The sequence below is a fragment of the Roseateles hydrophilus genome (assembly GCF_026712245.1).
GTDB lineage: Bacteria > Pseudomonadota > Gammaproteobacteria > Burkholderiales > Burkholderiaceae_C > Pelomonas > Pelomonas hydrophilus.
Genome location: NZ_JAPPUY010000005.1, coordinates 205,611 through 229,663, shown reverse-complemented (window position 1 = coordinate 229,663; position 24,053 = coordinate 205,611). Strand labels below are relative to the sequence as shown.

Genomic DNA, 24,053 nt, shown 5'->3' with positions numbered 1-24,053 from the left:
CCCGCAGCGTAAGCGACGCGGGCAAGCCCGGGTGGCGCAGGCCCTTGCAAAGCGCGGCGGCGGGCCCAGTTGGCGGAGCATGCTGATCGCCACCTGCCTCGCCCTCGTGCTGCTCGCGGCCGCCATCGCTGCGTGGCCGCTGTGGGTGCGGTGGCGCCGCCAGCGCATCGCCGGGCGGCCTTTCCCTGCGCACTGGCGTGGCCTGCTGCGCCGCCATGTGCCGCTGGTGTCGCGCCTGCCGGCGCGCCAGCAGCTGCGCCTGAAGGCGCTGATGCAGGTGTTCCTGGCCGAGAAGCCCATCCTGGGCTGCCGCGGCCTGCGCGTGACGGACGAGGTGCGCGTGACCATCGCCGCGCTGGCCTGCCTGCCCCTGCTGGGCGCCGCACGCGGCATCTATCCGGAGCTGCGCCAGGTGCTGGTCTACCCCAGCGCCTTCGTCGTGGACCGCCCCATCACCCAGCACGGCGTGCAGCATGACGAACGCCGTGTGCTGGCCGGCGAGAGCTGGAGCCAGGGCCAGGTGCTGCTGGCCTGGGATGAGGTGAAGCGCGGCGCGGCCACGCCCGACGACGGGCACAACGTCGTCATCCACGAGTTCGCCCACCAGCTGGACCAGGCCGGCGGCCCCGCCAACGGCGCGCCGGCGCTGGCCACGGCGCAGGACTATCAGCGCTGGTCCACGGTGATGCAGCGCGAGTTCGACGCCCTCCAGTGGCGACTCGCGCAGGGCGAGTCCGGCCTCATCGACGCCTATGCGGCGACCGACCCCGCCGAATTCTTCGCCGTCATCAGCGAACTGTTCTTCGAGCGGCCGGCCGAGCTGGCGGCCTTGCACCCGGCGCTGTACGCCGAGCTGCGCGGCTACTACCGGCTGGACCCAGCGGGCTGGCGCTGAAATGGCGAACCCCGCGTCACGCGCAGGCACTGCGCGCGGCCGCGGGGCTGCAGGTCTGGGGAAAGGTCAGAAGCCCAGGCTGGCGAGCAGGTCGTCCACGTCGTCCTGCTTGAGCGCCTTGTCCGGCGTCTGCACGCCACCCAGCTCCTCGGGCATCGCCGCCTCGACGGGCGCGGGCATCGACGAGATCAGATCCTTCAGCGGCGGCTCGACGCGCTCCAGCATCTTGCTGACCTTGTTGATCACCTGGCCGGAGAGATCCTGGAAGTCCTGCGACATCATGATCTCGGTGTGCAGCGACTTCTCGCGGGCGGCGAAGCTGGCTGCATCGGCCGCGTAGGCCGCGCACAGGCGCATCAGGTGGCGCGCGCGGTCCTGGCTGATGTTGGTGGACAGCGCCAGCCGGTTCAGGGCGTCGGACAGCTCGCGGCCCTTCTTGCGCACGGCCTCGGCGTCTTCCTGCGCGGCCTCCACGAGGTTGAGCACCTTGGTGGCAGCCTGCTCGGTCATGCTGCGCACATAGGCCAGCCGCTCGCGCGCGTCGGGCAGCTCCTCCACCACGTTGTGCAGGATCTGGGCCGCATCAGCGCGGATCAGGGTCTGGATGGAGGCGTCGGACATGTGAACTCCCAAGCTGCGGCCGCCGACAGCAGCGAACCGCGGCGCAGTTTAGGACCGCCCCCCCGCAAGCAGGTGGATTCCCTGAATGTCGAACGCGGCCTTTGTCACGGGACAAGGTCCCGATTTCAGCGCGGCGTCAACAAGTCACACAGCGCGGCCGCCTGGGCCGCATCGAGCCGCCCGGCCGCCTCGGCCAAGGCCAGCTGGCGCCGGCCCAGTGCCAGCAGCAAATCAGCCGGCAGCCCCGCCGCACCCAGTGCGCCGATGTGGCGGGACAGCACGGCGACGTCCCCCCGGGCGATGGGGCCGGACACCGCGCCCGGCAGCCCGCGCACCGCCGCGGTGTCCAGCGCGCCGCGCGTCAAGGGCAGCAGCGCCGCCAGCGCATCGCCAGGCGGCAGGCCCGCCGCCGACCACAGCGACTGCGCCTCGGCCAGCACGGCCAGCACGCCGCTGGCCGCCAAGTTGGCGGCCGCGTGATAGGCCGCGCGAGCCTCCGCCGTCATCGGCTGGGGCAGGCGCAGGGGCTGCAGGCCCAGCCGCCGCGCCAGCGCCTGCAAGGCGGGCGCGTGGGTGGCGCCGGCCTCGATGGCCACATGCACGCCACCCAACCCGGCATCGCCGGCCAGCAGCTTCAGCGGATGGAAGCCCGCCGCCGCCGGCGCAGCCGCCAGGGCGGCCAGTGGCGTGGCGCCGCTGCAATGCAGGCCCAGCTGGCCAGGCCGCCACGGCAGGCTGGCTGCGATGGCCTGGAGGTGGTCGTCCGGCACGGTCAACCAGACCCAGTCGGCCTGCGCCGCCGCCTGCGCATGCGTGAACTCGCCGTCGCCGGGCTGGCGCCGGCCGACGACGACCGACTCGCCGGCCGCGCGCAGCGCCGGCACCAGCGCGCGCGCCAGCCGGCCCAGGCCGATGACGGCGTGCTGCACGGGCGCCATCGCCATCAGGGCTTGACGAACTTCAGCGTCATGCGGTCGCTCTCGCCAATGGCGGCGTACTTGGCGCGGTCTTTGTTGTTGTTGACCGGCGGCAGCGTCCACACGCCGTTCTCGTGGTCGGCCGTGTCCTTGGGGTTGGCATTGATCTCGCTGCGCGCGGCCAGCTTGAAGCCGGCGGCCTCGGCGAACTTGATGACGACAGCCTCCTGCACATAGCCGCTGGCGGCCTTGGGGTCCTGCGTGCGCGTGGCCGGCAGGCGGTGCTCCACGACGCCCAGCACGCCGCCCGGCTTGAGCGCCTTGAACGCTGCGTTGAAGACCGCCTGCGTCTTGTCGGCGCCCTGCGGCATCCAGTTGTGCACGTTGCGGAAGGTCAGCACGGCGTCGGCGCTGCCGGCCGGGGCGATGTCCAGCTTGCCGGCGGCGACGTCAAACGCCGTGATGCGCACCTTGCTGTAGACGCCCAGCGAGTCCATCTTGGCCTTGAAGCGCGCGGCACTGCGCTGGGCATATTGGGAGCTGGAGGCCGGGTCATCGGCCGCGGCAATCAGCTGACCGGCGTCACGCAGGTAGGGCGCCAGGATCTCGGTGTACCAGCCGCCGCCGCCCGGAGCCAGTTCCACCACCGTGTCGGTGGGCTTGATGCCGAAGAAGCTCAGCGTCTCGTACGGGTGGCGCCACACATCGCGCGCGACGTTGCCGACACTGCGGTGATCGGCCGCCACGGCGGCCTTCAGCGGGTCGGCCGCCTGGGCCTGGGCGCCGAGGGCGGCGATGGCGAACGAAGCGATGAACCAGGTCTTCATGGGCAGGGGTCTCCTTGATCGGGGCGGCCAGTATCCGGCCGCGCGAAAGCCCCTGACGAAGGTCAGCGCTTGGGCTTGGGCGGCCGCTTGGCGCCGCTGCTGTCGGCGGGCGCAACAACCCCTTTCACGGCAGCTTGCGCGAGCTTGAAGAACACGTCGGTGTTGTCGATGACACCCGTGAACGCCAGCGCGCCGGGGCCATAGGCGGACAGCGGGATGTCGGTGGCCGTGTGCACGGCCGACTCGCCCGGCACCTGGCCGGTGACGAGGTACTCGCCCACCGCGTCATCGCGCTCCAGCGCGTTGGCGGGGTACCACTTCAGCGGTGGCTGGTTGCCCAGGGGTTGCTGGCTGTCGCGCTGCGGCGTGCGCTTGGTGCGCCAGTCCTCGTAGCGGTCGGCGTTGGCGCCGTAGCCCACCAGCAGGCGGTAGTCGATGTCGGTGGTCTCGGGATACCCATCGGCGGCGAGCTTGTAGCGCGGGAAGCCAGCGCTCTCGTAGCGCCCCACCACCGCATTGCGCAGGTTGGCCACGCCCTTCTTGGCCGCCAGCGCCTGCAGCGCCTGGTCGGTCACCATGGAGCCGCCGATCAGCGCCGCACCCGAGCATTCATGGTCGGCCGTCACGATGACCAGCGTGTCGCCGTGCTCCGCCGCAAAGTCCTGCGCCACGCGCACCGCGCGGTCGAACTCCAGCGTGTCCAGCATCCAGCGCTCGGTGTCCATGGCGTGGGCCTGCTTGTCGATGGATGCGCCCTCGATCATCAGCACAAAGCCCTTGGGCGACTGCTTCAGCACTTGCAGCGCCTTGACCGCCATCTCGTCCAGCATGGGCTGGTCAGGCAGGCCGAAGTCATCGACGACGCTGCCGCCGCCCAGACCGTTCTTGTCGGTGCCGCGGCGGCCGTTGATCTTGTCCAGTGCCACGTTCATGTTGGAGAACGCGAACAGGCCCAGCAAGGGTTTGCTGAGGTCGGCGCGATCCAGATCGGCCTTGGTGGCGGCGTAGCCGAAGCCGGCACGCTGGAAGTCGGCGATCAGGTCACGGCCCTTGTCAAGGCTGCCGGGCGCGGCACCCCAGCGCTTGACGATGTCGGCCGTGTGCGCATCGGTGGCCGAGAACGCGTAGTCGTTGCTGTCGGTGCGCGCCGAGCCGGGCGTGCCGGCCGGCAGGAACCACTTGCGGCCGCCGCCCATCAGCACGGTCAGGCCCGTGTGGGCGCGATCGTCGAGGAACTGATCGACGATGCCGGTGCCGGCGCCGCGGTTGCTGGTGTGCACCGCGTTGCCGGCGGGCGTGGCATCGAACACATCGGCCGTGGTCACGATGCCGAGCTGCTTGCCTTGCGTGCGGTGCAGGTATTCGCTGAGGTACTCGATGCGCGGGTTGTCAAAGGCGTCAAGCGTGTCGTCGGGGAAGACGCCTTCCTCATTGTTGTTGTTCTTGTTGCCGCTCACATAGGCCGTCATGCCCGGCGACGAGTCGGTGACGATGGAATTCAGCGATGCCGTCTTGACCAGCGCCGTGGCGCTGAACGTGTCCATCGCCAGCGGCTGCAACGCCTTGCCTTGCGCGTAGCCATGCACCAAGCGTGCGGCCGTGCGCTGCGAGGCGCCCATGCCGTCGCCCAGCAGGATGATGATGTTCTTCACCTTCGGGCCCATCGCGGCCGTGAAGGGCACGATGTCGAAGTTGCCCTTGGCCATCACCTTCTGGCCATCGGCCTGTGTGGCTTCGATGCTGAACTCATGACGGCCGGCGGCCGCCACGCTGAGGGCGCGTGCCGTCACGATGGCCGCATCCTTGGGCTGCTCCTTCGTGCAGCCGCTGGTGCAGTCGCGCAGCGCCACGCCGGCCGCCACCGGCTTGCCGTCGATCAGGAAGCGGGCCGCCGTGATCTTCTGGCCCGCGTCGGGCCTCACCGTGGCCTGCAGGTCGAAGCGCTGGCCGGGCAGAAAGCGCGCAATGACCGGCTCGGGCCGGCCGCTGGTGAACAGCTCGCTGGGCGGCGTGAGGCGCGTGACGGTGGGCGCGGCCGTGGCGGCGCCTGCGGCCAGCGCGGCAAGAACGAGGAAGGACTTCATGTCAGGCTCTCAATGCGGGTGATGGTGATGGTCGGGCGCGGCCGTCGAGGCCTGGGCGGCCAACGCGCGTTCGGCCAGGTGCAGGCGGACCCAGGAGATACGGCCGGTGCTGTCTTCCACCGGGCCGAAGGCGAGCCGGCCGGTCAGCGTCAGCGGGCCGGGCTGAAAGGCCACCAGCCGGTCGCGCTGGGTCTCGTCCAGCACCACCGTGACGGCGGTGGCGGGCAGGTCGTCCGCCTCGCCGTCGGCATGCTCGGCCATGCTGACCGGCCGCGGCGTGAGCAGGAACTGTCCCGCCAGCGGCCGTTCCCGGCGCACCATGAAGCCGGTCAGCCGCACCTCGCGGCCCACGGCAGCCTGCAACGCCGCACTGGGCGCCAGCCCGCGCGGGCCGATGGGCTGGGCAAAGAACTCGTGAAAGCCCAGCGTCAGCGGCTGGGCAAACGCTGGCATCGCCAGGCCGCCCACGACCGCCCACGCCGGCAGCAGGGTACGCAGACGCATGCCGAACTCCGGGTCAAACCCGGCATGCTCGGCGGGCTGCGTGTCAATTCGATGACGATGCCTCTCAGCGCCGGCGGCGCAGGCCGCCTGCCGCGCCGAGCAGGCCCAGCAACCACCACGCCGACGAGCCACCGCCGCCTCCGCCACCACCCGCGGGCGCGGGGGCAGGCGTCGGTGCGGGCGTGGGTGCCGGGGTGGGCGCGGGTGTCGGGGCGGGTTCCGGCGCCGGTGTTGGTGCGGGCGTCGGGGCCGGCGCCGGGGACGGCGTCGGCGCGGGCAACGGGATGGCCGTGCTGCCCTGCAACTGGCCGCAGCGGTTCAGGGCGGTGCTCTGCAGGCCCAGCGCCGTGCGCACCGGCGCGGTGTAGGTGGTGGGCGTCAGCGCATACCGCACGGCCTCGGCGGCATCCAGCAGGCCGACACCGCCCGTGCCGTTGTCCAGCGTGCAGCGCCGCGCTTTCAGGCTGCTGGCCGGGCAGTAGCCCAACGCGTAGGCCATCACATGCGGCCGGGCGCTGGCCCGAAGGCCGGCCTCCACCTGCGCCAGCGACAGCGCCGGGTTGGCCGCCCACATCAGCGCGGCCGCACCCGCCACCTGCGGCGCCGCGAAGCTGGTGCCGCTGACGGCGCCGTAGCCGGCTGTCGACGGCCCGGTGGTGCCGGTGTTGACCGTGGAGACGATGCCGGTGTCGGCCAGGTCGGTGTCGCAGTCAGCGCCGTTGTTGGCGTCGCCGCCGGGTGCCGACAACTGCACCTGCGCGCCGTAGTTGGAGTAGATGGCCTTGAAGCCCTGGCGGTTGGTGGCGGCCACGGCGAACACGCCCGCGCAGTTGGCCGGGCGGGCCACGGCCGCGCCTTCGTTGCCGGCAGCGGCCACCACCAGCACGCCCAGGTTGCGCAGCTCGGTGATCGCGTCGGTATACAGCCGCGCGGCAGCCGCCACCTCGGGCTTGGCATCGGCCAGGTTGCACGACGTGGCCTGCACGCTGGCGAAGCCGATCACCAGCACCTTGGCCGGGTTGGCATTCGTCGGCACCCCGGTCACCGGCAGGCCGGCGGCCCAGCGCATGCCGTCCACCATGTCGGCGACCGAGGCGCCGCACTTGCCGGCCACGCGCACCGGCAGGATGCGCGCATTCCAGTTGATGCCGGCCACGCCGTTGGCGTTGTTGGTCACCGCGCCCAGCTGGCCGGCCACAACGGTGCCGTGCCAGCTGCTGCGCGGACGCACGACGCAGCCATCCCACAGCGCCGGGTTGGCGTTGAACTCGGCCTGGGTCAGCGCATCACCCGGGTCCAGCGCGCCGGCGCTGCGCCCCGTGCCGCCGTTGTTGGCGTACTCGGGCTTGCTGATGAAGTTGTAGCCGGCCAGCACGTTGGCGTTCAGGTCGGCATGCGAGGTGATGCCGGTGTCCAGCACAGCGATGACCGGCGCCGTCGAGCCCTTGGTGGTGTCCCAAGCCTTGGTGAAGTTGGCGGCAGCGGGGTTGCTGCTGTCGCTCTGATCGTCCAGCCACCACTGCGCATTGGCTGGGTTGGTGGCCCGGAACAGCGTGTCCGTGGGCACAGCCGCGCGCTGCTCGTGCAAGTCAGGCATGGCATGGGCGATGCGGCGGTCGGCACGCAGCCGCGCCAGCCAGGCCTGGGCCTGCGTCGCATCGCCACGCCCCTGCAGCCGCCACCAGCCCGAACCCAGCGGCCGATGCTCCTGCAAGGGCAGGCCCGACTCGGCCAGCAGGTGCGCGAGCTGGGCCTGCTGCTGCGCATCGGCCTGGCGGTCATCGGCCAGTTTGACGATGAGCGTGGTGGCGGCCGTGGGGCTCGCGTTGGCCGCAGGCGCGAGCCGGTGCGCCAGGGCCACCGCCGACACGGCGACGCCGGCCACGGTGGCGGCCGCCATCAGCTGGTTGAAACGGAAGGCCCGCGACAGGGGACGGGGCGGCGGGGTCAGGGCGGGCAGTGTCTTCATCAGGCCGGCACCTTAGGCAGCTGCGGTGAAGGAGCCATGACATGACGCCGACGGCTCATGGACGCCGTCATGCGGCCGTCATTCATGTCACGGTCATTGCGCCTTCCTAAGCTGCGCGGCCCATGACCCAGCCCACCTCACGCCATCGCCACCGCGGCTTCACGCTGCTGGAATTGCTCGTCGTCATGGTCATCATCGGCCTGCTGGCGGGCTACGTCGGCCCCAAGTTCTTCGGCCAGATCGGCAAGAGCGAGGTCAAGGCGGCGCGGGCGCAGATCGATGCGCTGCAGAAGTCGCTGGACCAGTACCGCCTGGACGTGGGCCGCTACCCGAGCACCGAGCAGGGCCTGGCCGTGCTCGTCGCCAAGCCCGCCGACGAGCCCAAGTGGGCCGGGCCGTACCTCGCCAAAGCGCTGCCCAAGGACCCCTGGGGCCACGACTACCAGTACCGTGCGCCGGGCGAGCATGGCGAGTACGACCTGCTGTCATGGGGCAAGGACGGTCGCGCCGGCGGCGAGGGCGAGGACGCGGACCTCACGTCCTGGTAAGCGCCGTGAACGAATTCGACGTCCGCTACCTCGACGCGCAGCGCCAGCCGGCGCAGGCGCGCGTGCGGGCGGCGGACGCGGGCGGCGTGGCGGCGGCACTGGGCCTCGCGCCGGCCGCCTTGCTGGCGGTGGAGCCGGTGCAGGCCTCGCCGCTGAAGGCCGCGCGCGGCGGGCGCTTCCCGCGCCGGCAGTTCGCGCAGCAGCTGGCCGTGCTGCTGCGTGCCGGCATCCCGCTGCTGGAGGCGCTGCAGACGCTGCAGTCGCAGGACAACCCGCCCGCCGTCACAGCGGCGCTGGCCGGCGTCGTCGAGCGCGTGCAGCTGGGTGAGTCGTTCTCCACCGCGCTGGCATCGCAGCCGCAGGCCTTCGACGCGCTGTTCGTCGCCGTCGTGGAGGCCAGCGAGCGCAGCGGCCAGGTGGAGCAGGCGCTGGCCGAGCAGGCGAGCTACCTGGCCTGGGTGGAGCAACTGCGCAGCAAGCTGGTGGCCGCGGCCATCTACCCGGCCATGCTGATCACGGCGGGCACGGTGGTGGTGCTGTTCCTGCTGGTGTTCGTCGTGCCGCGCTTCGCGGGCCTGCTGGACGGCGTGGGCGGCGAGCTGCCGTTCGCATCGCGCCTGCTGATCGCCGTCGGCGCGTTCAGCGGCGCGCATCCGGTGGCGCTGCTGCTGATAGCGGCGGGGCTGGTGGCGCTGCCGGTGCTGGCCTGGCAACGCGGGTTGAAGGAGGCGCTGCAGGCGCGGCTATGGCGGCTGCCCTTGGTCGGCCCGAAGCTGCACCTGCTGGCACTGGCGCAGTTGTACCGGTGCCTGGCGATGCTGCTGCTGGCCGGCGTGCCCATCGTGCCGGCGCTGGTGAACGCGCGGGGCGTGGCGGCATCGCACCTGCGCGCGGCGCTGGACCGCGCGACCGAGGCCGTGCGGCTGGGCGAGCGGCTCTCGGCCTGTCTGCAGCGCGAGGGGCTGGCGACGCCGGTATCGCTGCGCATGCTGAAGGTGGGCGAGCACAGCGGCGAGCTGGGCGCGATGCTGGCGCAGGCGGCGGGCTTCTACGACGAGGAGCTGTCGCGGTTGTCGGACCTGGTGACGCGGCTGGTCAATCCGGTGCTGATGCTGTTGATGGGGCTGGTGATCGGCACGGTGGTGGTGCTGATGTACCTGCCGATCTTTCAGTTGGTGGAGCAGGTGCAGTGATGAAGGCTTCGCGCTGCTTTGCCTTTCCGCACAGGCCCATGCCGGGAGTTCGCCCCGGCGGGCGACCTACTTTCTTGTGCGGACAAGAAAGTAGGCAAAGAAACCGCCCCTGCAAAACCGGCCCTGCGGGCTGCCTTGCGATGCTCGGAACCCAGGGCCGCGGCGAACTCGCTCCGCTGCGCTCTGCTCAAACAGGCGCCGCGAGTCAGTTCTTGAAGTGCGCTTCGCGCACGCCCTGGGTTCCTGCGCTTCTCAGCGGTTTTGAAGGGGAACCCCGAAACAGCCAACCCCAACAGCCAAAAGCCAAACCCGCCAGCCAGCTGGCGCCGGCTGTTCGGTATGGCCCCTTTAGCACCGCCGAGGAACGGAAGGTCTTGAAGCCGCGAGCGAAGCTCGCCTCAAGAACTGACTCCGCGCAACTGTTTGAGCAGAGCGTAGCGGCGCGAGTTTTGCGCGGGGCTTCAAGGCCTGAGTACCGCAGGGGACCCGCAGCTTTGCTGCGGGCGGTGCGGTCGGGGCGAGCTTTTTGCCTACTTTTTGGCGGCCCAAAAAGTAGGTCGCCCGCCGGGGCGAAATCCCGGCACGACTCGTGGCGCGCAAACAAAAGCTCGCAGACATGAACGCCATCCTGCAACCGCCGCAAGACCCGCTGGCGGCCCTCCCCGCGTCCGACGCCCCCTGGTCGCTCACGTTCGCCCCCTGGCCCCACGCCGACGCCCAGCGCTGGCGCGCGGTGATGGCCACGTCGGCCAGTGGCCGCTTCGCGCTGCTGGCCGACCGGCCGCTGGAGCCGCTGCTGCGCCTGCGCGTCGAGCAGCGCCTGAAGAAGCCCGTGCTCTGGTGGCCCTGCGATCCCGCCGACATCGACACACTGCTGGCCACCGGCGAGGCCGACTACCGCGCCCTCGGTGAACTCACCGAGCACTTCGCCCACAGCGCCGAAACAGACACCGCGCAGGAACTCTCCGCGCTGCACCTCGCCGAACAGGCCAGCCCCGTCGTGCGCCTGCTGGACGCGACGCTCTACGACGCGCTGCAGGACGGCGCCAGCGACATCCACTTCGAGTGCCAGCTGCGCGGCATGAAGATCCGCAGCCGCGTCGACGGCGTGATGCTGGACGTGAAGAGCATCGACGGCGTGCAGGCCGCCGAACAGCTCGTGTCGCGACTGAAGGTCATGGCGGAACTGGACATCGGCGAGCGCCGCCTGCCGCAGGACGGCCGCTTCAAGCTGCGCGTGCAGGGCCGCGAGGTGGACTTCCGCCTGTCCATCATGCCCAGCGTGTTCGGCGAGGACGCCGTCATCCGCGTGCTGGACCGCGCGCAGGTGGAGGCGCAGGGCGCGCTGACGCTGGACGCGCTGGGCTTCGAGCCCGAGGCGCGCGCGCAGATCCGCGCGCTGGCGAAACAGCCGCACGGCCTGCTGCTCGTCACCGGCCCCACCGGCTCGGGCAAGACGACGACGCTGTACGCCGCCATCAGCGAGGTCAACACCGGCCGCGACAAGATCATCACCATCGAAGACCCGGTGGAGTACCAGCTGCCCGGCGTCGTGCAGATCCCCGTCAACGAGAAGAAGGGGCTGACGTTCGCACGCGGCCTGCGCTCGGTGCTGCGGCACGACCCCGACCGCGTGATGGTGGGTGAGATCCGCGACGCCGAGACCGCGCAGATCGCCGTGCAGGCCGCGCTGACCGGCCACCTCGTCTTCAGCACCGTGCATGCGAACAACGCGTTCGACGTGGTGGGCCGCTTCATGCACATGGGGTTGGACCTCTACAACGTCGTCTCCGCGCTGAACGGCGTGCTGGCGCAGCGGCTGATGCGCATCAACTGCACGCACTGCCGCGCGCCGCTGCCGGCCACGGCCGAGCAGCTGCGCGGGATGGGACTGCCAGAGGACGCCCAGCTGCTGCATGGCACCGGCTGCACGCACTGCCGCGGCACGGGCTACCGCGGCCGCCGCGCCGTCAGCGAACTGCTGTGGCTGGACGACGAGCTGCGCGACCTCATCGCCAGCCGCGCGCCGCTGTCGCGCATCAAGGAGGCCGCACGCGGCCGCGGCATGCGCTCGCTGCGCGACGCGGCCGTGGCGCTGGTGCTGCGCGGCGAATCGACGCTGGAGGAACTGGACCGTGTCACGCTCGCGGACTGAGCGCCTCCTGCTCACCGCCGACGGCGCGGTCGACGCACAGGGCAAGACCTGGCCCGCCTTCGCCGCCTGGTGTGCCGCCCACCCCGGCGCGCGCGTGGCGCTGCTCGCCGGGCCAGACCGCATGCACAGCCTGCGCGTGCCCGACGACCTGCCGCTGCCGGGCGATGCCGAGCGCCTGGCCTACGCCCGGCTGCAGTTCACGCACTACTTCGGCGCCGCGGCGCAGCAGTGGCCGCTGGCCGCGTGGTCGCAAGGTGTGTGCGCGCTGGCCGACGGCGACCTTGCCGCGTTGCAGGCGACGGCGGCAGCCCACCGCGTGCGCCTCACATCGCTGCGGCCCAGCTGGGCACTGCTGCCCGCCGGCGACGGCGATGCCGGGCTGCTTGACGGCGAGCTCCTGACCTGGCTGCGCCGCCGCGACGGCCGGCTCGTCGAGCTGCAGCAGCGCCACGCCGACGACGAGCTGCTGCAGCAGCTGCCGGGCACGCGCCTCGTGCGGGCCGACACGCTGCTGGCCGGCGCCGGCAACGACGAGGCGCCTGATTTCATCGCGCAGCCGTCACGCGCGCGGCCGCTGATCTGGGCCTGGGCGGCGACGGCGGCGGCAGCCTGCGTGCTGGTGGCGCTGCAGGCCCAAGGCCAGCAGGACGAAGCCCGGCGCCTGCGCGAACAGGCTGCCGTGCTGGACCGCATCGCCCGCCCCACGGCAGCCGCCCCCGCTCTACCGCCCAACCCCGCGGCCCGCAACCGCGCCTGGGCCGCCGCGCAGCAGCTGGACACCGACTGGGCCGCACTGTGGGTGGGCGTGGAACGCGCGCTGCCGCCCGGCCTGCAGCTCACCGCGCTGGACCTGGACCGCCAGGGGCTGCGCGTGGAGGGCCAGGCCGCCGACGCAGACGGGGTGACGCGCCTCGTCGATCGCCTGACGCTGACGGCAAGCGCCGGCCAGGACGTCGTGCTGACGCGCCTGCAGCGGCCTGACGCGGCCGCCGACGCAGGCGGCCTGCGCTTCGAGGTGCAACGCCGCAGCGGAGGCGCGCGATGAGGCGCTGGCTCACCCACGCCCGCCGCCTCGGCTGGCCGGCCGCACTGGCAGCACTGCTGACGCTGACCGCCATCGCCGGCGCCGCATGGCTGCCGGCACGGCAGGCCCAGTTGGATGAGCAACGCCAGGCCCTGATGGCGCGCCGCGCCGCGCTGGCCAAGGCGCCCGCGGCCGCCGCCAAGACCGACAGCCGCGCACTCGCCGCCAGCCTGCCCCCCGACAGCGCACGCCAGGCCCGCACCGCGGCGCTGCTGGCGCTGACCGGCGAGCTGGGCCTGCCCTGGCCGCGCAGCGATTTCCGCTACCAGGTGGACCGCGAACTGGGCATCGCCCAGTACCGCGTGGCCATGCAGCTCAGCGGCGGCTATGGCGCGCTGCGCGGCTTTGTCGCCGAGGCGCTGCAACGCGACCCCGCGCTCGCGCTGGACAGCGTGCGCCTGCGCCGCGAGGCCGACGGCACGCTGAAGGCCGAGTTGGCCTGGGTGCTGCACATGCAGGCCGCGAAATGAAGAAGCCCGCCCCGCGCCAACTCGCCCTGTTCGGCACCCTCGCCCTGAGCCTCGCGGCCACGGCCTGGGTGTCGCAGGACGACGGCGACACCCCCGCGCCCGTGGCCGCCTCACCACGCCGCGCCGCGCCTGCCAGCACGGCGCCCACCGCCTGGCCCGGCCCCGCCGCCAGCGCACGTGCCGCGTGGCCCGAGGTCGACGCGCAGGCCCGCGCTGCCTGGGGCGAGGCTGCGCCCGTGGCCGCCACGCCCACGCCGCCGCAAGCCAGCGCGGATGCGAGCCCCGAACCGCCCGCGCCGCCCCGTGCGCCGCCCTTCCCTTACCAACTCGTCGGCCGCTTGACCGACGGCGCCTCGCGCGCCGTGCTGAACAACGCGCAGCGCAGCGCTGTCGTCGGCGTGGGCGAGGTGGTGGACGGGCAGTGGCGTGTCGACGCCGTGGAGCCCGCCGGCCTGCGCCTGACCTACCTGCCGCTGGGCCAAGCCCAGCTCGTTCCCTTCGCTCCCTCACCCGCATGAAGCGCCTCTCCGCCCTCGCCCTCGCCCTGCTGCTCGCCGCCTGTGCCGGCAACCCCGCGCTGCGCGAGGCCGACACGCTGGCCCGCCGCGGCGAGCACGAAGGCGCCTGGCGCCTGCTGCGCGATGCCGCGGCCGCCGCGCCGCAGGACGACGCCCTGCGCTCCGCGCTGCAGCGCGAGCGCGAGCTGGCCCTGCTGGCCCTGGCCACCCAGGCCGAGACGGCGCGCGCCACCGGCCAGCTGGACGCGGCGGCCGAACTGCTGATGCGCATGCAGGCGCTGGACGCGCAGGCCCCGCGCACAAGGGCGCTGGCCACCGCACTGCGCCGCGCCCGCGACCACCAGGCCCGCGTCGCCCGCGCCGCGAAGCAGTTGCAGGCCGGCGAGGCCGACGCCGCGCGCGAGGCCGTCACGGCCGTGCTGGCCGAAGACCCCGGGCAGCCGCAAGCCCTGGCCCTGCAACACAAGCTGCGCCAGCGCCTGGCGCCGCCGCCCGTGCCCACCGTGCTGGCGGCGGCCTACCAGAAGCCCGTGAGCCTGGAGTTCCGCGATGCGCCGCTGCGCACCGTGTTCGAGGCGCTGGGCCGCGGCGCGGGCGTGAACTTCGTGTTCGACAAGGACGTGAAGGCCGACGCCCGCGTCAGCCTCTACCTGAAGGACGTCAGCGTCGACGAGGCCATGCGCGTGGTGCTCAGCACGCAGCAGCTGGAGCGCAAGCTGCTGAACGACAACTCGGTGCTGATCTACCCCAACACGCAGCAGAAGCAGCGCGAGCACCAGGAGCTGGTGACGCGCAGCTTCTACCTGAACAACGCCGATGCCAAGCAGGCGCAGGCGCTGGTGCGCATGATGGCCAAGACGCGCGACCTCTTCATCGACGAGCGCCTGAACCTGCTGGTGGCGCGCGACACGCCCGAGGTCATCGCGATGATCGAGCGCCTCATCGCCGGGCTGGACCTGCCCGAGCCCGAGGTGATGCTGGACGTGGAGGTGCTGGAGCTGGCCTCCGACCGCAGCGCCGAGGCCGGCCTGAACTGGACCACCGATGCCAGCTACGGCGCCACTGACACCGCGGCCGCGCTGGTGCCCTGGGCCACGCGCGGCAGCTTTCGCACGCTGGTGGCCAACCCGGTCATCACCGCCCGGCTCAAGGGCGGCGCGGGCGCCAGCAACCTGCTGGCCAACCCCAAGCTGCGCGCGCGCAACAAGGAGAAGGCCAAGATCCAGATCGGCGACAAGGTGCCCGTGTTCACCAGCACCTCCACCGCCAACGTCGGCGTGTCCACCGCGGTGAGCTACATCGACGTGGGCATCAAGCTGGAGGTGGAACCCACCGTGCAGCTGGACAACGAGGTCATCATGAAGGTGAACCTGGAGGTCAGCAGCCTGGGCCCGAAAGAAAGCTCCGGCGGCACGCAGCCCACCAGCGCCTACCGCATCGGCACGCGCAACGCGTCCACGTCACTGCGGCTGCGCGATGGCGAGACGCAGGTGCTGGGCGGCCTCATCAACGACGAGGACCGCAAGAGCATCAGCGGCGTGCCCTATGTGTCGGAGACACCGCTGCTGGGGCGGCTGTTCGGCGTGCACGGCGACAGCCGCAAGAAGACCGAGATCGTGCTGCTGATCACGCCGCACGTGCTGCGCAACGTCAGCCTGCCCGACGCCAGCCTGACCGTGCTGCCCTCGGGCTTCGACGCCAACCCCGGCGCCGAAGGGGCGCGGCTGCGCTCGCGCGGCAGCGTGGCGGCACCGCTGGCCGGCGCTGGCCTGCCGGCGGCCGGCGCGCCCGCCACACCGAGCGGCCCCGAGGCCGTGGTGGAGTTGCAGACCAGCGGCAGCACCGCCGTCGGCGACACGCTGTCCGTCGGCCTGAGCAACACCTCCGCGTACACGGTCACCGGCACGCTGACCTACGACGTGGCCATGTTCCTGCGCGCGGACATCGGCGGTGCCGAGGCCGCCAGCGGCAGCGTTGACATCACGCTGGGCCCGCAGGCGCAGAAGGTGATCGTGCTGCGCGCGCGGCCTGGCTCGGCGGGGCAGTCGGGCCTCATCGAGTTCGTCAACAGCGCCGCCAAGGGCCTCAAGGGCGAGCAGGTGACGGTGCGTGTGGAGGGTGAAGGGCATGTCGACGTGCAGTGACGCCCCCTCGCCTCGCCTGCAACGGCAACGCGGCTTCACGCTGGTCGAGATGCTGGTGGTGGTGACGCTGGTGGGTATCCTGGCCGCCGCCGCCCAGCCGCTGGGCGTGTGGGTGCACAAGCGCCAGCGCGAGGCCGAGCTGCGCCACGCCCTGCGCACGCTGCGCGACGGGCTGGACGCCTACCACCGCGCCGCCCGTGAAGGTCGCATCGCGGTCAAGGCCGACGACAGCGGCTACCCGCCCGACCTGGACGCCCTGGTGCGCGGCGTGCCCGACGCCCGGGACCCGCAGAACGCCAAGCGCCTGTACTTCCTGCGCCGCCTGCCGCGCGACCCCTTCGCCGACCCCGGCCTGCCCGCCGCCCAGACCTGGGCGCTGCGCAGCCACGACAGCCCGCCCGAGGCGCCCGCGCCAGGCCGCGATGTGTTCGACGTGCACTCGCGCGCCGAGGGCACGGCCATCGACGGCACGCGCTACAGGGACTGGTGATGGCACGCACGGCCCATGGGTTCACCCTCATCGAGTTGATCGTGGTCATGGCCATCGTTGCGCTGCTGGCCGGCATCACCGCGCCGCGCTACTTCGCCTCGCTGGAGCGCGCCAAGGCGGCCAGCCTGCGCAGCTCGCTGGCCGTCATGCGCGACGCGCTGGACAAGTACGCCGCCGACAAGGGCCGCCACCCCGACACGCTGGCCCAGCTGGTGCAGGACCGCTATCTGCGCCGCGTGCCCGAGGACCCGCTGACCGGCAGCGCCGACAGCTGGATCACGCTGCCGCCTGCGGCCGGCACCGACCTGCCCGGCCAGGTGGCCGATGTGCGCAGCGGCGCCGCCGGCCGCGCGCCGGACGGGAGCCTGTATGCGGACTGGTGAGCCGGCGCTGGCCCACCGGTGGACCGGCAGGCGCCGCGAGCGCGGCTTCACCTACCTGTGGCTGCTGTTTGTGCTCACCCTGGGTGGCGTGGGCCTGGCCGCCCTGGGCGAGCGCGAGCAGACGCGCCAGCAGCGCGAGCGCGAGGCCGAGCTGCGCTTTCGCGGCGAGGCCATCGCCGCCGCGCTCGGGCGCTACGCGCGGGCCACGCCGCTGGGCCACCTGCCGCTGCCGCAGACGCTGGACGAGCTGCTGGCCGACCGGCGTTTCCCCAAGCCGCAGCGCCACCTGCGCCAGCTCTACGCCGACCCCTTCACCGGCAAACCCGACTGGGAACCCGTGATGGGCCAGGCCGCTGTCGTCGCCGATGCCAGCGGCAGCCCCGCCGCTGACGCCGCCAACGCCGCCACGGCCCGGGCCAGCCCTGACACGGCGACCGGCACCGGCATCGTCGGCGTGCGCAGCCGCTCGTCGCGCGCCCTGCTCGCCACCGCGGGCGGGCGCAGCACCGCCCACGACTGGGTGTTCAGCGCTGCGCCCGCGGACGTCGCCACCCCTTCAGAACCCAGCGAATGAGCCGATCGGCCCATGACCCCCATAAGCCTTCAACGGCCGGTCATGTGGGCTTCCTAGAGTCCATCACTCCTGAGTTCGTCGCCAGACACCCCCTGGCCCACCGCGCTCCCCGAGACGCAGAACCGCTGCCCATGACGACCAACAACAACCCGGCCGCAACGACCTCCCAGGACGACCCCGTCGAAGCCATCGTGCGCGCGGCCGAGTCCGCCCTGACGGTGCGCCGCCGCTACCAGTTCTTCGTCTGGACGCAGAGCTACCTCAGCCGCCTGCTGCCGCACCAACTGGCCGTGTGTGGCAGCTACGACCGCGGTGCCCGCGAACTGCTGTTCGACGTGTTCAACAGCGTCAGCCTGGACGCCGCGCTGATGGACGCGCTCGGCGACAACCGCAGCCTGCTCATGCAGCACTGGCAGGCCCGCTGGCTGGAGGCGCGCGGCCGCCCAGCCGTCATCACCACCGCCGACCTGGCGTTCGCGTCACTGGGCACGGCGCGCGACGCCTTGTTGGCCGCCGGCTTCGACAGCGTGCTGGTGCACGGCGTGTCTCGCCCGCAGCGCCCGCAAGAGATCGAGAGCTTCTTCGTCTTCGCGTCGCAGGACAGCGCCACGCTCGCCGCACTCGTGAGCCGCATGGAGCTGCTGATCCCGCACATCCACGGCACCTGGCAGCGCGTGCAGGCCGTGGAGCGAGATGTGGTGGGCATCAGCGCACCCCAGCCCAGCGCCGTGCGCGTAGGCGGCGTCACGCAGCGCGAGCGCGAGATCCTCAGCTGGCTGCGCGAGGGCAAGAGCAACCAGCAGATCGCCGAGGAGCTGGGCATCAGCGCACTGACGGTGAAGAACCACGTGCAGAAGATCCTGCGCAAACTCAATGCCGCCAACCGCGCGCAGGCCGTGGCTCAGGCCATGTCGCTGCAACTGCTGGACCGCCCGGCGCTGAGCAGCCTGCCGCGCTCGCACCACGCAGGCTGAACGTCGGTCGCCGCGCGGGCAAGCGGGCTGGCGCGAACGGCCCATGTCCGAACGGCTCATGGGTTTGGCCCTAGTCCGAACGGACTGCGAACGAAATCACGACCCCGGTGCGCATGTCACTTGCCCTCACAAGAATGCGCGCTGATTCGATCCTACAGATCACCGCTCTTTGAACGCGGGTCTCTCGACCCAGGCGCCCAAGGCCACCGCCGATTGCACGCATGCAATCCAGGGGAGGCAGCCAGGCGTGACGGCCCCCAGCCATGCCGGCGGGGAGGTCTTAACACCACTGTCTACGGAGTATTTCCATGAAGCTCAAGTCTCTTGCCCTGGCCGTGCTGGCCGCTGTTGCAGCCCCCTCCTTCGCCGCTGTCACCGTCGATGGCGAGATCGGCACCGGCGAATTCGTGCTGCTGGCCACCAACAGCAAGGGTTCCTATGCCCAGGACCTCGGCATCTCGCTGAACCAGCTCAACGCCGTGCTGGCCAATGGCGGCACCTGGAGCCAGTCTGTGCTGGGCACCCAGTACGACGCTTTCCTGGCCTTCGGCGGCACGGGCACGCAGTGGACCATCGCAGCCATCAACCCGATCGACGCTGGCTTTGGCCCGGGCGAAATCAACGGTTGGACCACGATGAACATCAACCAGTCGTTCGGCGTGCTTCAGAACGCCCAATTCGGCGATGCCGTCGGCGGCCTGCTCACCCACTTCAAGGATATCGACAACCGCGCTAACAACACGGGCATCGGTCAAGAGAACAACCGGCTGGCTTCTGCTTTCGGCACCAACACGTACTCGACCGCTGACCACACGGGTTACAACCAGTACTTCAACCAGCGCAACGACATCGGTGTTGCCAGCGCCCTGGTGTACACGACCCATGCCAACGAAGTCAGCGATGCCCCCACGCTGCAGTCTTTCGTCGGCAACGCCTACGGCGCCTACACCGTCAACTTCGACGGCAGCACGATCAGCATCACGGGTGTCACTGCCCCCGTGCCGGAGCCGAGCACCTACGCCATGCTGGCCGCCGGCCTGATGGCCGTTGGCTTTGTTGCACGCCGTCGCAAGCAAGCCTGATTTTCGGGGGGGGCAGCCGCCGGCGCCGCCCCCCCCCCGCTCCCTGATCCGCCCGCGACACGCCCAAGTGCAGGTCGTGTGGGCGGAGCTGTGCCAAACACCCAGTACACGGACCTCCCATGAAACTCCGCTCCACACTCGTCGCCCTTGCTTGCCTGGCCTCGCTGGGCTCTGCCCAAGCCCTCACGGCCACCGAAGTCGCCGCCGCCCGCGACGCTGGCACGCTTGTCGAAGTGCGCCTCTCCGGCGCATCGGCCCTGCGCCTGCTGATTGCTTCTTACATCAAGGAAGATCTGGCTCAAGCCGGCACCTTTGACGTCTTCTTCTTCGGCAACGGCGCCGACCACCGTGGTTACTCGTTCAAGTCCAAGGTCGCCATCGGCAGCTGGCCTGTCGGCACCAACTTCCTGATCACCAAGCGCGACGCTGGTGGCTCGGGCCAAGGCGTGACGCCCCTGCTGAATGGTGGCGACGCTACCCAGGCCCATATGCTTGTCAACGGCAGCTGCACCCAGACCGGCGCTTCTCCCGCCACCGACATCCAGGCTGCCGGCTTCACCTGCACGACCACCACGCAAGCCAAGGCCCACGCAGGCATCTCCGACGTCGAACCCGCGCTGCTGCAGGCACCAATCAACAACGGTACCGGCCTGGATGTTTCGGGACTCGACGCCGCGGGCTTCGTGCAGAACATCTTCGGCGTCGCCGTGAACAAGAAGCTGTATCTGGCCCTGCAAAAGGCTCAGGGGCTGGACAGCGCCGGCGCGATCAATGAATCCGACGCCGCAACGCCCAGCATTCCGAAGTCCTTCATCACCGGCGCTCTGACCGGCCAGCTGCTGGGCAACTCCAGCTCGAAGAAGGGTTGGAATCTGCTGATTCCCGCCTCGGTTGATGCCGACGTCCTGACCAAACGCATCAACGTGTGCCGTCGCACGCCGGGCTCGGGCACGCAAGCCGCCTCCAACGTCTACTTCGCCAACAACCCCTGCGCTTCGGGTTCGTCTGTCTACGCGCCGACCGCCGGCACGACAAATGCCACCCTGAGCGTGACGGGCTCGGCAACGACCAAGCAAGGCAGCAGCTCGCAGCTGGTGGAAACCTGCCTCGCCGACGTCGATAACTTGGCTGGTCAGGGTTACGCCATGGGCGTGCTGGGTCGCGAAAACAACCCACGTCCTGTCGTGAACGGTGTGCAGCAAGACAAGCTCTATCGCTTCGTCAAGATCAGCGGCGCTGCCCCCACGCGAGCTGCTGTCATCAGCGGCGACTACGACTTCGTGGTCGAGTCCAGCTTCCAGTGGGCCAAGACGGGCGCCGCCAACGCGCCCAGCGCCGACATGCTCGCCCTGCTGACCAAGATGCGTACGGAAATGGGCAAGGCCTCCGTCCTGGCGACGCTGGACCCTGACCTCCAGAACGGCCTGGTCGCCACGCCGGCCACCATCCTGTCCGGTTCGTGGGCCGATCTGCCGGCCGCCGACAAGGCCTTCACCGCCCACACCAACCGTTCCACGGGCAACAGCTGCTCGCCGGTCCGCATGACCAAGTAACTCGCAAGGCCACTCGCTGGCCTTGCCTTCAGCACAAAGGGATTCGTCCCTTTGTGCTGTTTCAGTTTCATGCTGTTCGACGCTCATTCATGGGCGACTCGTCGCCCATGAATGAATGCCGAGCCACCAAGCAAGCGGCCTCACGTATCGGCCTGGCCCGCCTGCTTGATCCGATCCAACACTCGCTGTAGCCATCATGACGTTTCAATCGAAGTGCCTTCTGGCCTTGACTGCCCTTGCCACCTGCACGATGACCCATGCCGCGATCCAGATGGGGCAGCACTCGCAAAACGGCGCCGAAGGCGATCGAACGGCTGAGCTTTTCCTCATCGTCTGGGATCCCATTCTCGAGCGCTCCTACATCAAGGATCTCGGCGTGCACGTGGGCGCGATGCGCTACGACGCCCTCGGCGACACGGCCAACAACCTTTTTGTCTACGGGCAGCAGAACACCGGTATCCAGAAGTTCTTTGATCCGCTCAACGACGACCAGAACTTCCTGGCGTTTCTGAACGGCTCAAACCGCGCTAATCAGCTGTGGGGCATCTTTGGCGCTAGCGTCAACATCGACGACGACTTTGCGCCCGGCGCGTACGTCACCTACACGACGTTGCAGTCCACCACCCTCGGCTCTGACGGCATGAACCCGCAGTACCTGGCGATGAAGCAGCTGAGCAACAACCAGCTGAAGTCGTGGGCTGGGGCGTTCCCCAACATCTACATCGGGGAAAGCAACATCGGCGCGTGCGCAGGCCTTGCGGACAACACGAGTTGCGTCGCTGCGGTCAACCAGCAGTCATCGAGCTTTCGCGTCAAAGGCGAGATCGGCTACGCCGGCAACTTCATGACCGCGACCTTCGGCCAAGTCAGCAAGGCATCGTTCACTGTGGAGCAAGCCCTCCCCAACGTGCTGAACCCGATCGGTAGCTCATCATGGTTCTACACGCTTGCGCAAGATGCCGATCCCAGCAACGCTGATGCACCAATCGTCATCGATGAATTTGACAACGGCACACTCGCTGGCGGAAACGACGCCTACTGGGGACTGGGCGTCGACAGCAACGGCAAGTACATCCTCAGCTACACATTGGCACCGTCGCTGACGCCCGCGCTGACCGCCGAAGGTCAACTCATGCGCCTGCGCACCGACTTCACCGCCCAGTACGGCGCCATCCGCTTCATCGATGTGCCAGCCGGTGACACGCTGAGCCTGGGCAGCAGCATCAGCCCCGTGCCGGAGCCCGCTACCTGGGGCCTGATGGGCCTGGGCCTGGCCGTGCTGGCCGCCCGCGCTCGCCGCCGCGCCTGAGAGGCATAGCCGGCCGTCTGCGGTGACACATCACCGCTGACGGCCGCTGTTTTTTCACGACCGCTTCACCCGCCCTCGGGACACTCATTCCATGGACGCCGGACTGACGCGCGCCCCGCTGCGGGCGCGCTGGTTTCTTTTGCTGACTGCCCTCGCCTGCTGGCTGTTCGCCCAGGCGCTGCCAGCGTTCGCACAGCCGCAGCCGCAGGCCCTGCAGTTCGACATCCTGGAGTTCGAGGTCGAAGGCAACACGCGCCTCAAACCCACGCAGGTGGAAGCGGCCGTCATGCCCTTCATGGGCGAGAAGCGCGACATGGCCGCCATCGAGGGCGCGCGCAGCGCGCTGGAGAAGGCCTACCAAGGCGCGGGCTACCTGACCGTGTTCGTCGATGTGCCCGAGCAGCGCATCGACGGCGGCGTGGTGCGCCTGGTGGTGCTGGAAGGGCGCGTGGACAAGCTCTACGTGACCGGCTCGCGCTACTTCGACCAGGGCCGCATCCGCGCCGTCGCCACCGAACTGGCCGAGGGCACGGTGCCCAACTTCAACGTCGTGCAGCAGCAGATCGCCGCGCTGTCGCAAACCCCCGAGCGCCGCGTGCAGCCGGTGCTGCGGCCAGGCCGCGAGCCCGGCACCGTGGAGGCCGAGCTCAAGGTCAGCGACAAGCTGCCGTTGGGTGGCAGCGTGGAACTGAACAACGCGGCCGCCGCCGGCACGGAGGCTCTGCGCGCCACGGCCAACCTGCACTACGACAACCTGTTCCAACGCGAGCACTCGCTGTCGCTGACGGCCCTCACCGCGCCCATGCAGCCCAGCCAGTCGCAAGTGCTGGTACTGAACTACCTCGTGCCCCTGGGCGATGGCGACTCGCTGAGCGTCAGCGCCGTCAACTCCAGCAGCGACATCGACAGCCTGGGCGGCACCCGTGTGCTGGGCAAGGGCACGACGCTGGGGCTGCGCTATGGGCTGAACCGCGTCGCCAGCAACGCCGCGCACGGGCTGTCGCTGGGCTTTGACCTGAAGGACCTGACCGAAGATGTGCTCACCAGCGCTGGCACCATCGGCTCGCCACTGCGCTATGCGCCGCTGCAGGCGGCCTACAACGGCAGCTGGTGGGGCACGTGGGGGCAGCAGCAGCTGAGCGCCAGCGCCACCTTCGGCCTGCGCCCGGTGTGGCGGCAGACGCGCCGTGACTGCCAGCTGGCCGACGGCAGCTTCGGCATCGCCGACCAATTCGCCTGCAAGCGCCGCGGCGCGGACGGTGGCTTCACGACGATCAAGCTCGACTGGCGCGGCAGCACGCGCGCCGGCCCCACCGAATGGGCGCTGCGCGTGGCGGGCCAGATCGCCAGCCAGCCGCTGGTCAGCGCCGAGCAATTCGCCGTGGGCGGCGCCGACTCGGTGCGCGGCTACAGCGAAGCCGCCGCGTCGGCGGACTACGGTGTGCTGGCCTCGCTGGAACTGCGCAGCCGCAACCTCGCACCGGCGCTGCTGAAGGCGTTCGACGGCGCACCGCTACCGCCCTTCACCGAGCTGGTGGTTTTCGGCTTCAGCGATGTGGCCCGCGTGACGCTGATCGACCCCGAGCCCGGCCAGCCGCACCGCAGCACGCTGCTGGGCACCGGCCTGGGCCTGCGGCTGGGCCTGCAGCCGGGCCTGAGCCTGGCGCTGGACTGGGCGCGCCGCCACCGTGATGTTGCGGGCCGCAGCCTGCCCACCGAGCGCGTGCACATGCGCGCCGCCCTGCGTTTCTGAGCCCGC

22 protein-coding genes are annotated in these 24,053 nt (G+C 70.6%); 16 read left to right on the top strand and 6 right to left on the bottom strand.

Annotated elements, in window-relative coordinates; translation table 11 throughout:
- The first annotated feature begins 79 nt into the window (after positions 1-79).
- Entirely contained in the window at positions 80-895 is an 816-nt protein-coding gene (locus NYO99_RS18930; RefSeq protein ID WP_268168843.1) for a M90 family metallopeptidase, read from the top strand.
- A 66-nt stretch (positions 896-961) separates the two neighbouring features.
- Here the strand turns inward: NYO99_RS18930 and NYO99_RS18925 are convergent, their stop codons facing one another.
- From NYO99_RS18925 to NYO99_RS18900, 6 genes are all read right to left on the bottom strand, one after another.
- Positions 962-1,516: a protein phosphatase CheZ gene (locus tag NYO99_RS18925; protein ID WP_268168842.1), complete on the bottom strand. Its 555-nt coding sequence runs from the start codon at positions 1,514-1,516 to the stop codon at positions 962-964.
- A 125-nt stretch (positions 1,517-1,641) separates the two neighbouring features.
- Entirely contained in the window at positions 1,642-2,460 is an 819-nt protein-coding gene (locus tag NYO99_RS18920) for a DUF2520 domain-containing protein (protein WP_268168841.1), read from the bottom strand.
- A complete protein-coding gene (locus tag NYO99_RS18915; protein WP_268168840.1) occupies positions 2,460-3,260 on the bottom strand; it encodes a class I SAM-dependent methyltransferase in 801 nt (266 codons plus the stop codon). The genes NYO99_RS18920 and NYO99_RS18915 overlap by 1 nt, the downstream gene beginning before the upstream one ends.
- 62 nt (positions 3,261-3,322) lie before the next feature.
- Complete coding sequence (locus tag NYO99_RS18910) at positions 3,323-5,344, bottom strand: alkaline phosphatase (RefSeq protein ID WP_268168839.1); 2,022 nt, start codon at positions 5,342-5,344, stop codon at positions 3,323-3,325.
- 9 nt (positions 5,345-5,353) lie between these two features.
- On the bottom strand, positions 5,354-5,848 hold the full coding sequence (locus tag NYO99_RS18905; protein ID WP_268168838.1) for a hypothetical protein: 495 nt from the start codon (positions 5,846-5,848) through the stop codon (positions 5,354-5,356).
- Positions 5,849-5,912: 64 nt separating this feature from the next.
- A complete protein-coding gene (locus tag NYO99_RS18900) occupies positions 5,913-7,817 on the bottom strand; it encodes a S8 family serine peptidase (protein ID WP_268168837.1) in 1,905 nt (634 codons plus the stop codon).
- A 122-nt stretch (positions 7,818-7,939) separates the two neighbouring features.
- On the opposite strand from NYO99_RS18900, the gene gspG reads away from it, so the two are divergent.
- The 15 genes from gspG to NYO99_RS18825 all read left to right on the top strand — a co-directional run bounded on the left by gspG (position 7,940) and on the right by NYO99_RS18825 (position 24,047).
- Complete coding sequence (gene gspG, locus NYO99_RS18895) at positions 7,940-8,365, top strand: type II secretion system major pseudopilin GspG (RefSeq protein ID WP_268168836.1); 426 nt, start codon at positions 7,940-7,942, stop codon at positions 8,363-8,365.
- 5 nt (positions 8,366-8,370) lie between these two features.
- A complete protein-coding gene (locus tag NYO99_RS18890) occupies positions 8,371-9,558 on the top strand; it encodes a type II secretion system F family protein (RefSeq protein WP_268168835.1) in 1,188 nt (395 codons plus the stop codon).
- Between the two features lie 616 nt (positions 9,559-10,174).
- A complete protein-coding gene (locus NYO99_RS18885) occupies positions 10,175-11,713 on the top strand; it encodes a GspE/PulE family protein (RefSeq protein ID WP_268168834.1) in 1,539 nt (512 codons plus the stop codon).
- Positions 11,694-12,758 carry a hypothetical protein gene (locus tag NYO99_RS18880; RefSeq protein WP_268168833.1) on the top strand — a complete coding sequence of 355 codons (1,065 nt, stop codon included), beginning with the start codon at positions 11,694-11,696 and terminating at the stop codon, positions 12,756-12,758. The genes NYO99_RS18885 and NYO99_RS18880 overlap by 20 nt, the downstream gene beginning before the upstream one ends.
- Complete coding sequence (locus NYO99_RS18875; RefSeq protein WP_268168832.1) at positions 12,755-13,267, top strand: hypothetical protein; 513 nt, start codon at positions 12,755-12,757, stop codon at positions 13,265-13,267. Before NYO99_RS18880 ends, NYO99_RS18875 begins: the two co-directional genes overlap by 4 nt.
- A complete protein-coding gene (locus NYO99_RS18870) occupies positions 13,264-13,785 on the top strand; it encodes a hypothetical protein (RefSeq protein WP_268168831.1) in 522 nt (173 codons plus the stop codon). The genes NYO99_RS18875 and NYO99_RS18870 overlap by 4 nt, the downstream gene beginning before the upstream one ends.
- Positions 13,782-15,929, top strand: coding sequence for a secretin N-terminal domain-containing protein (locus tag NYO99_RS18865; protein WP_268168830.1), 2,148 nt, complete (start codon positions 13,782-13,784; stop codon positions 15,927-15,929). Before NYO99_RS18870 ends, NYO99_RS18865 begins: the two co-directional genes overlap by 4 nt.
- Positions 15,913-16,419: a type II secretion system protein gene (locus NYO99_RS18860; protein ID WP_268168829.1), complete on the top strand. Its 507-nt coding sequence runs from the start codon at positions 15,913-15,915 to the stop codon at positions 16,417-16,419. The genes NYO99_RS18865 and NYO99_RS18860 overlap by 17 nt, the downstream gene beginning before the upstream one ends.
- Positions 16,419-16,802: a type II secretion system protein gene (locus NYO99_RS18855; RefSeq protein ID WP_268168828.1), complete on the top strand. Its 384-nt coding sequence runs from the start codon at positions 16,419-16,421 to the stop codon at positions 16,800-16,802. The genes NYO99_RS18860 and NYO99_RS18855 overlap by 1 nt, the downstream gene beginning before the upstream one ends.
- The gene (locus NYO99_RS18850; RefSeq protein ID WP_268168827.1) at positions 16,789-17,376 is read left to right on the top strand and encodes a type II secretion system protein; all 588 of its coding nucleotides are present in this window, start codon (positions 16,789-16,791) and stop codon (positions 17,374-17,376) included. Before NYO99_RS18855 ends, NYO99_RS18850 begins: the two co-directional genes overlap by 14 nt.
- 131 nt (positions 17,377-17,507) lie before the next feature.
- On the top strand, positions 17,508-18,350 hold the full coding sequence (locus NYO99_RS18845; RefSeq protein ID WP_268168826.1) for a helix-turn-helix transcriptional regulator: 843 nt from the start codon (positions 17,508-17,510) through the stop codon (positions 18,348-18,350).
- A gap of 308 nt (positions 18,351-18,658) precedes the next feature.
- Positions 18,659-19,432, top strand: a complete 774-nt coding sequence (locus NYO99_RS18840; protein ID WP_268168825.1) for a PEP-CTERM sorting domain-containing protein — start codon at positions 18,659-18,661, stop codon at positions 19,430-19,432.
- 119 nt (positions 19,433-19,551) lie between these two features.
- On the top strand, positions 19,552-20,985 hold the full coding sequence (locus NYO99_RS18835; protein ID WP_268168824.1) for a hypothetical protein: 1,434 nt from the start codon (positions 19,552-19,554) through the stop codon (positions 20,983-20,985).
- Between the two features lie 196 nt (positions 20,986-21,181).
- The gene (locus tag NYO99_RS18830; RefSeq protein ID WP_268168823.1) at positions 21,182-22,294 is read left to right on the top strand and encodes a PEP-CTERM sorting domain-containing protein; all 1,113 of its coding nucleotides are present in this window, start codon (positions 21,182-21,184) and stop codon (positions 22,292-22,294) included.
- A 91-nt stretch (positions 22,295-22,385) separates the two neighbouring features.
- The gene (locus NYO99_RS18825) at positions 22,386-24,047 is read left to right on the top strand and encodes a ShlB/FhaC/HecB family hemolysin secretion/activation protein (protein ID WP_268168821.1); all 1,662 of its coding nucleotides are present in this window, start codon (positions 22,386-22,388) and stop codon (positions 24,045-24,047) included.
- Positions 24,048-24,053 lie beyond the last annotated feature (6 nt).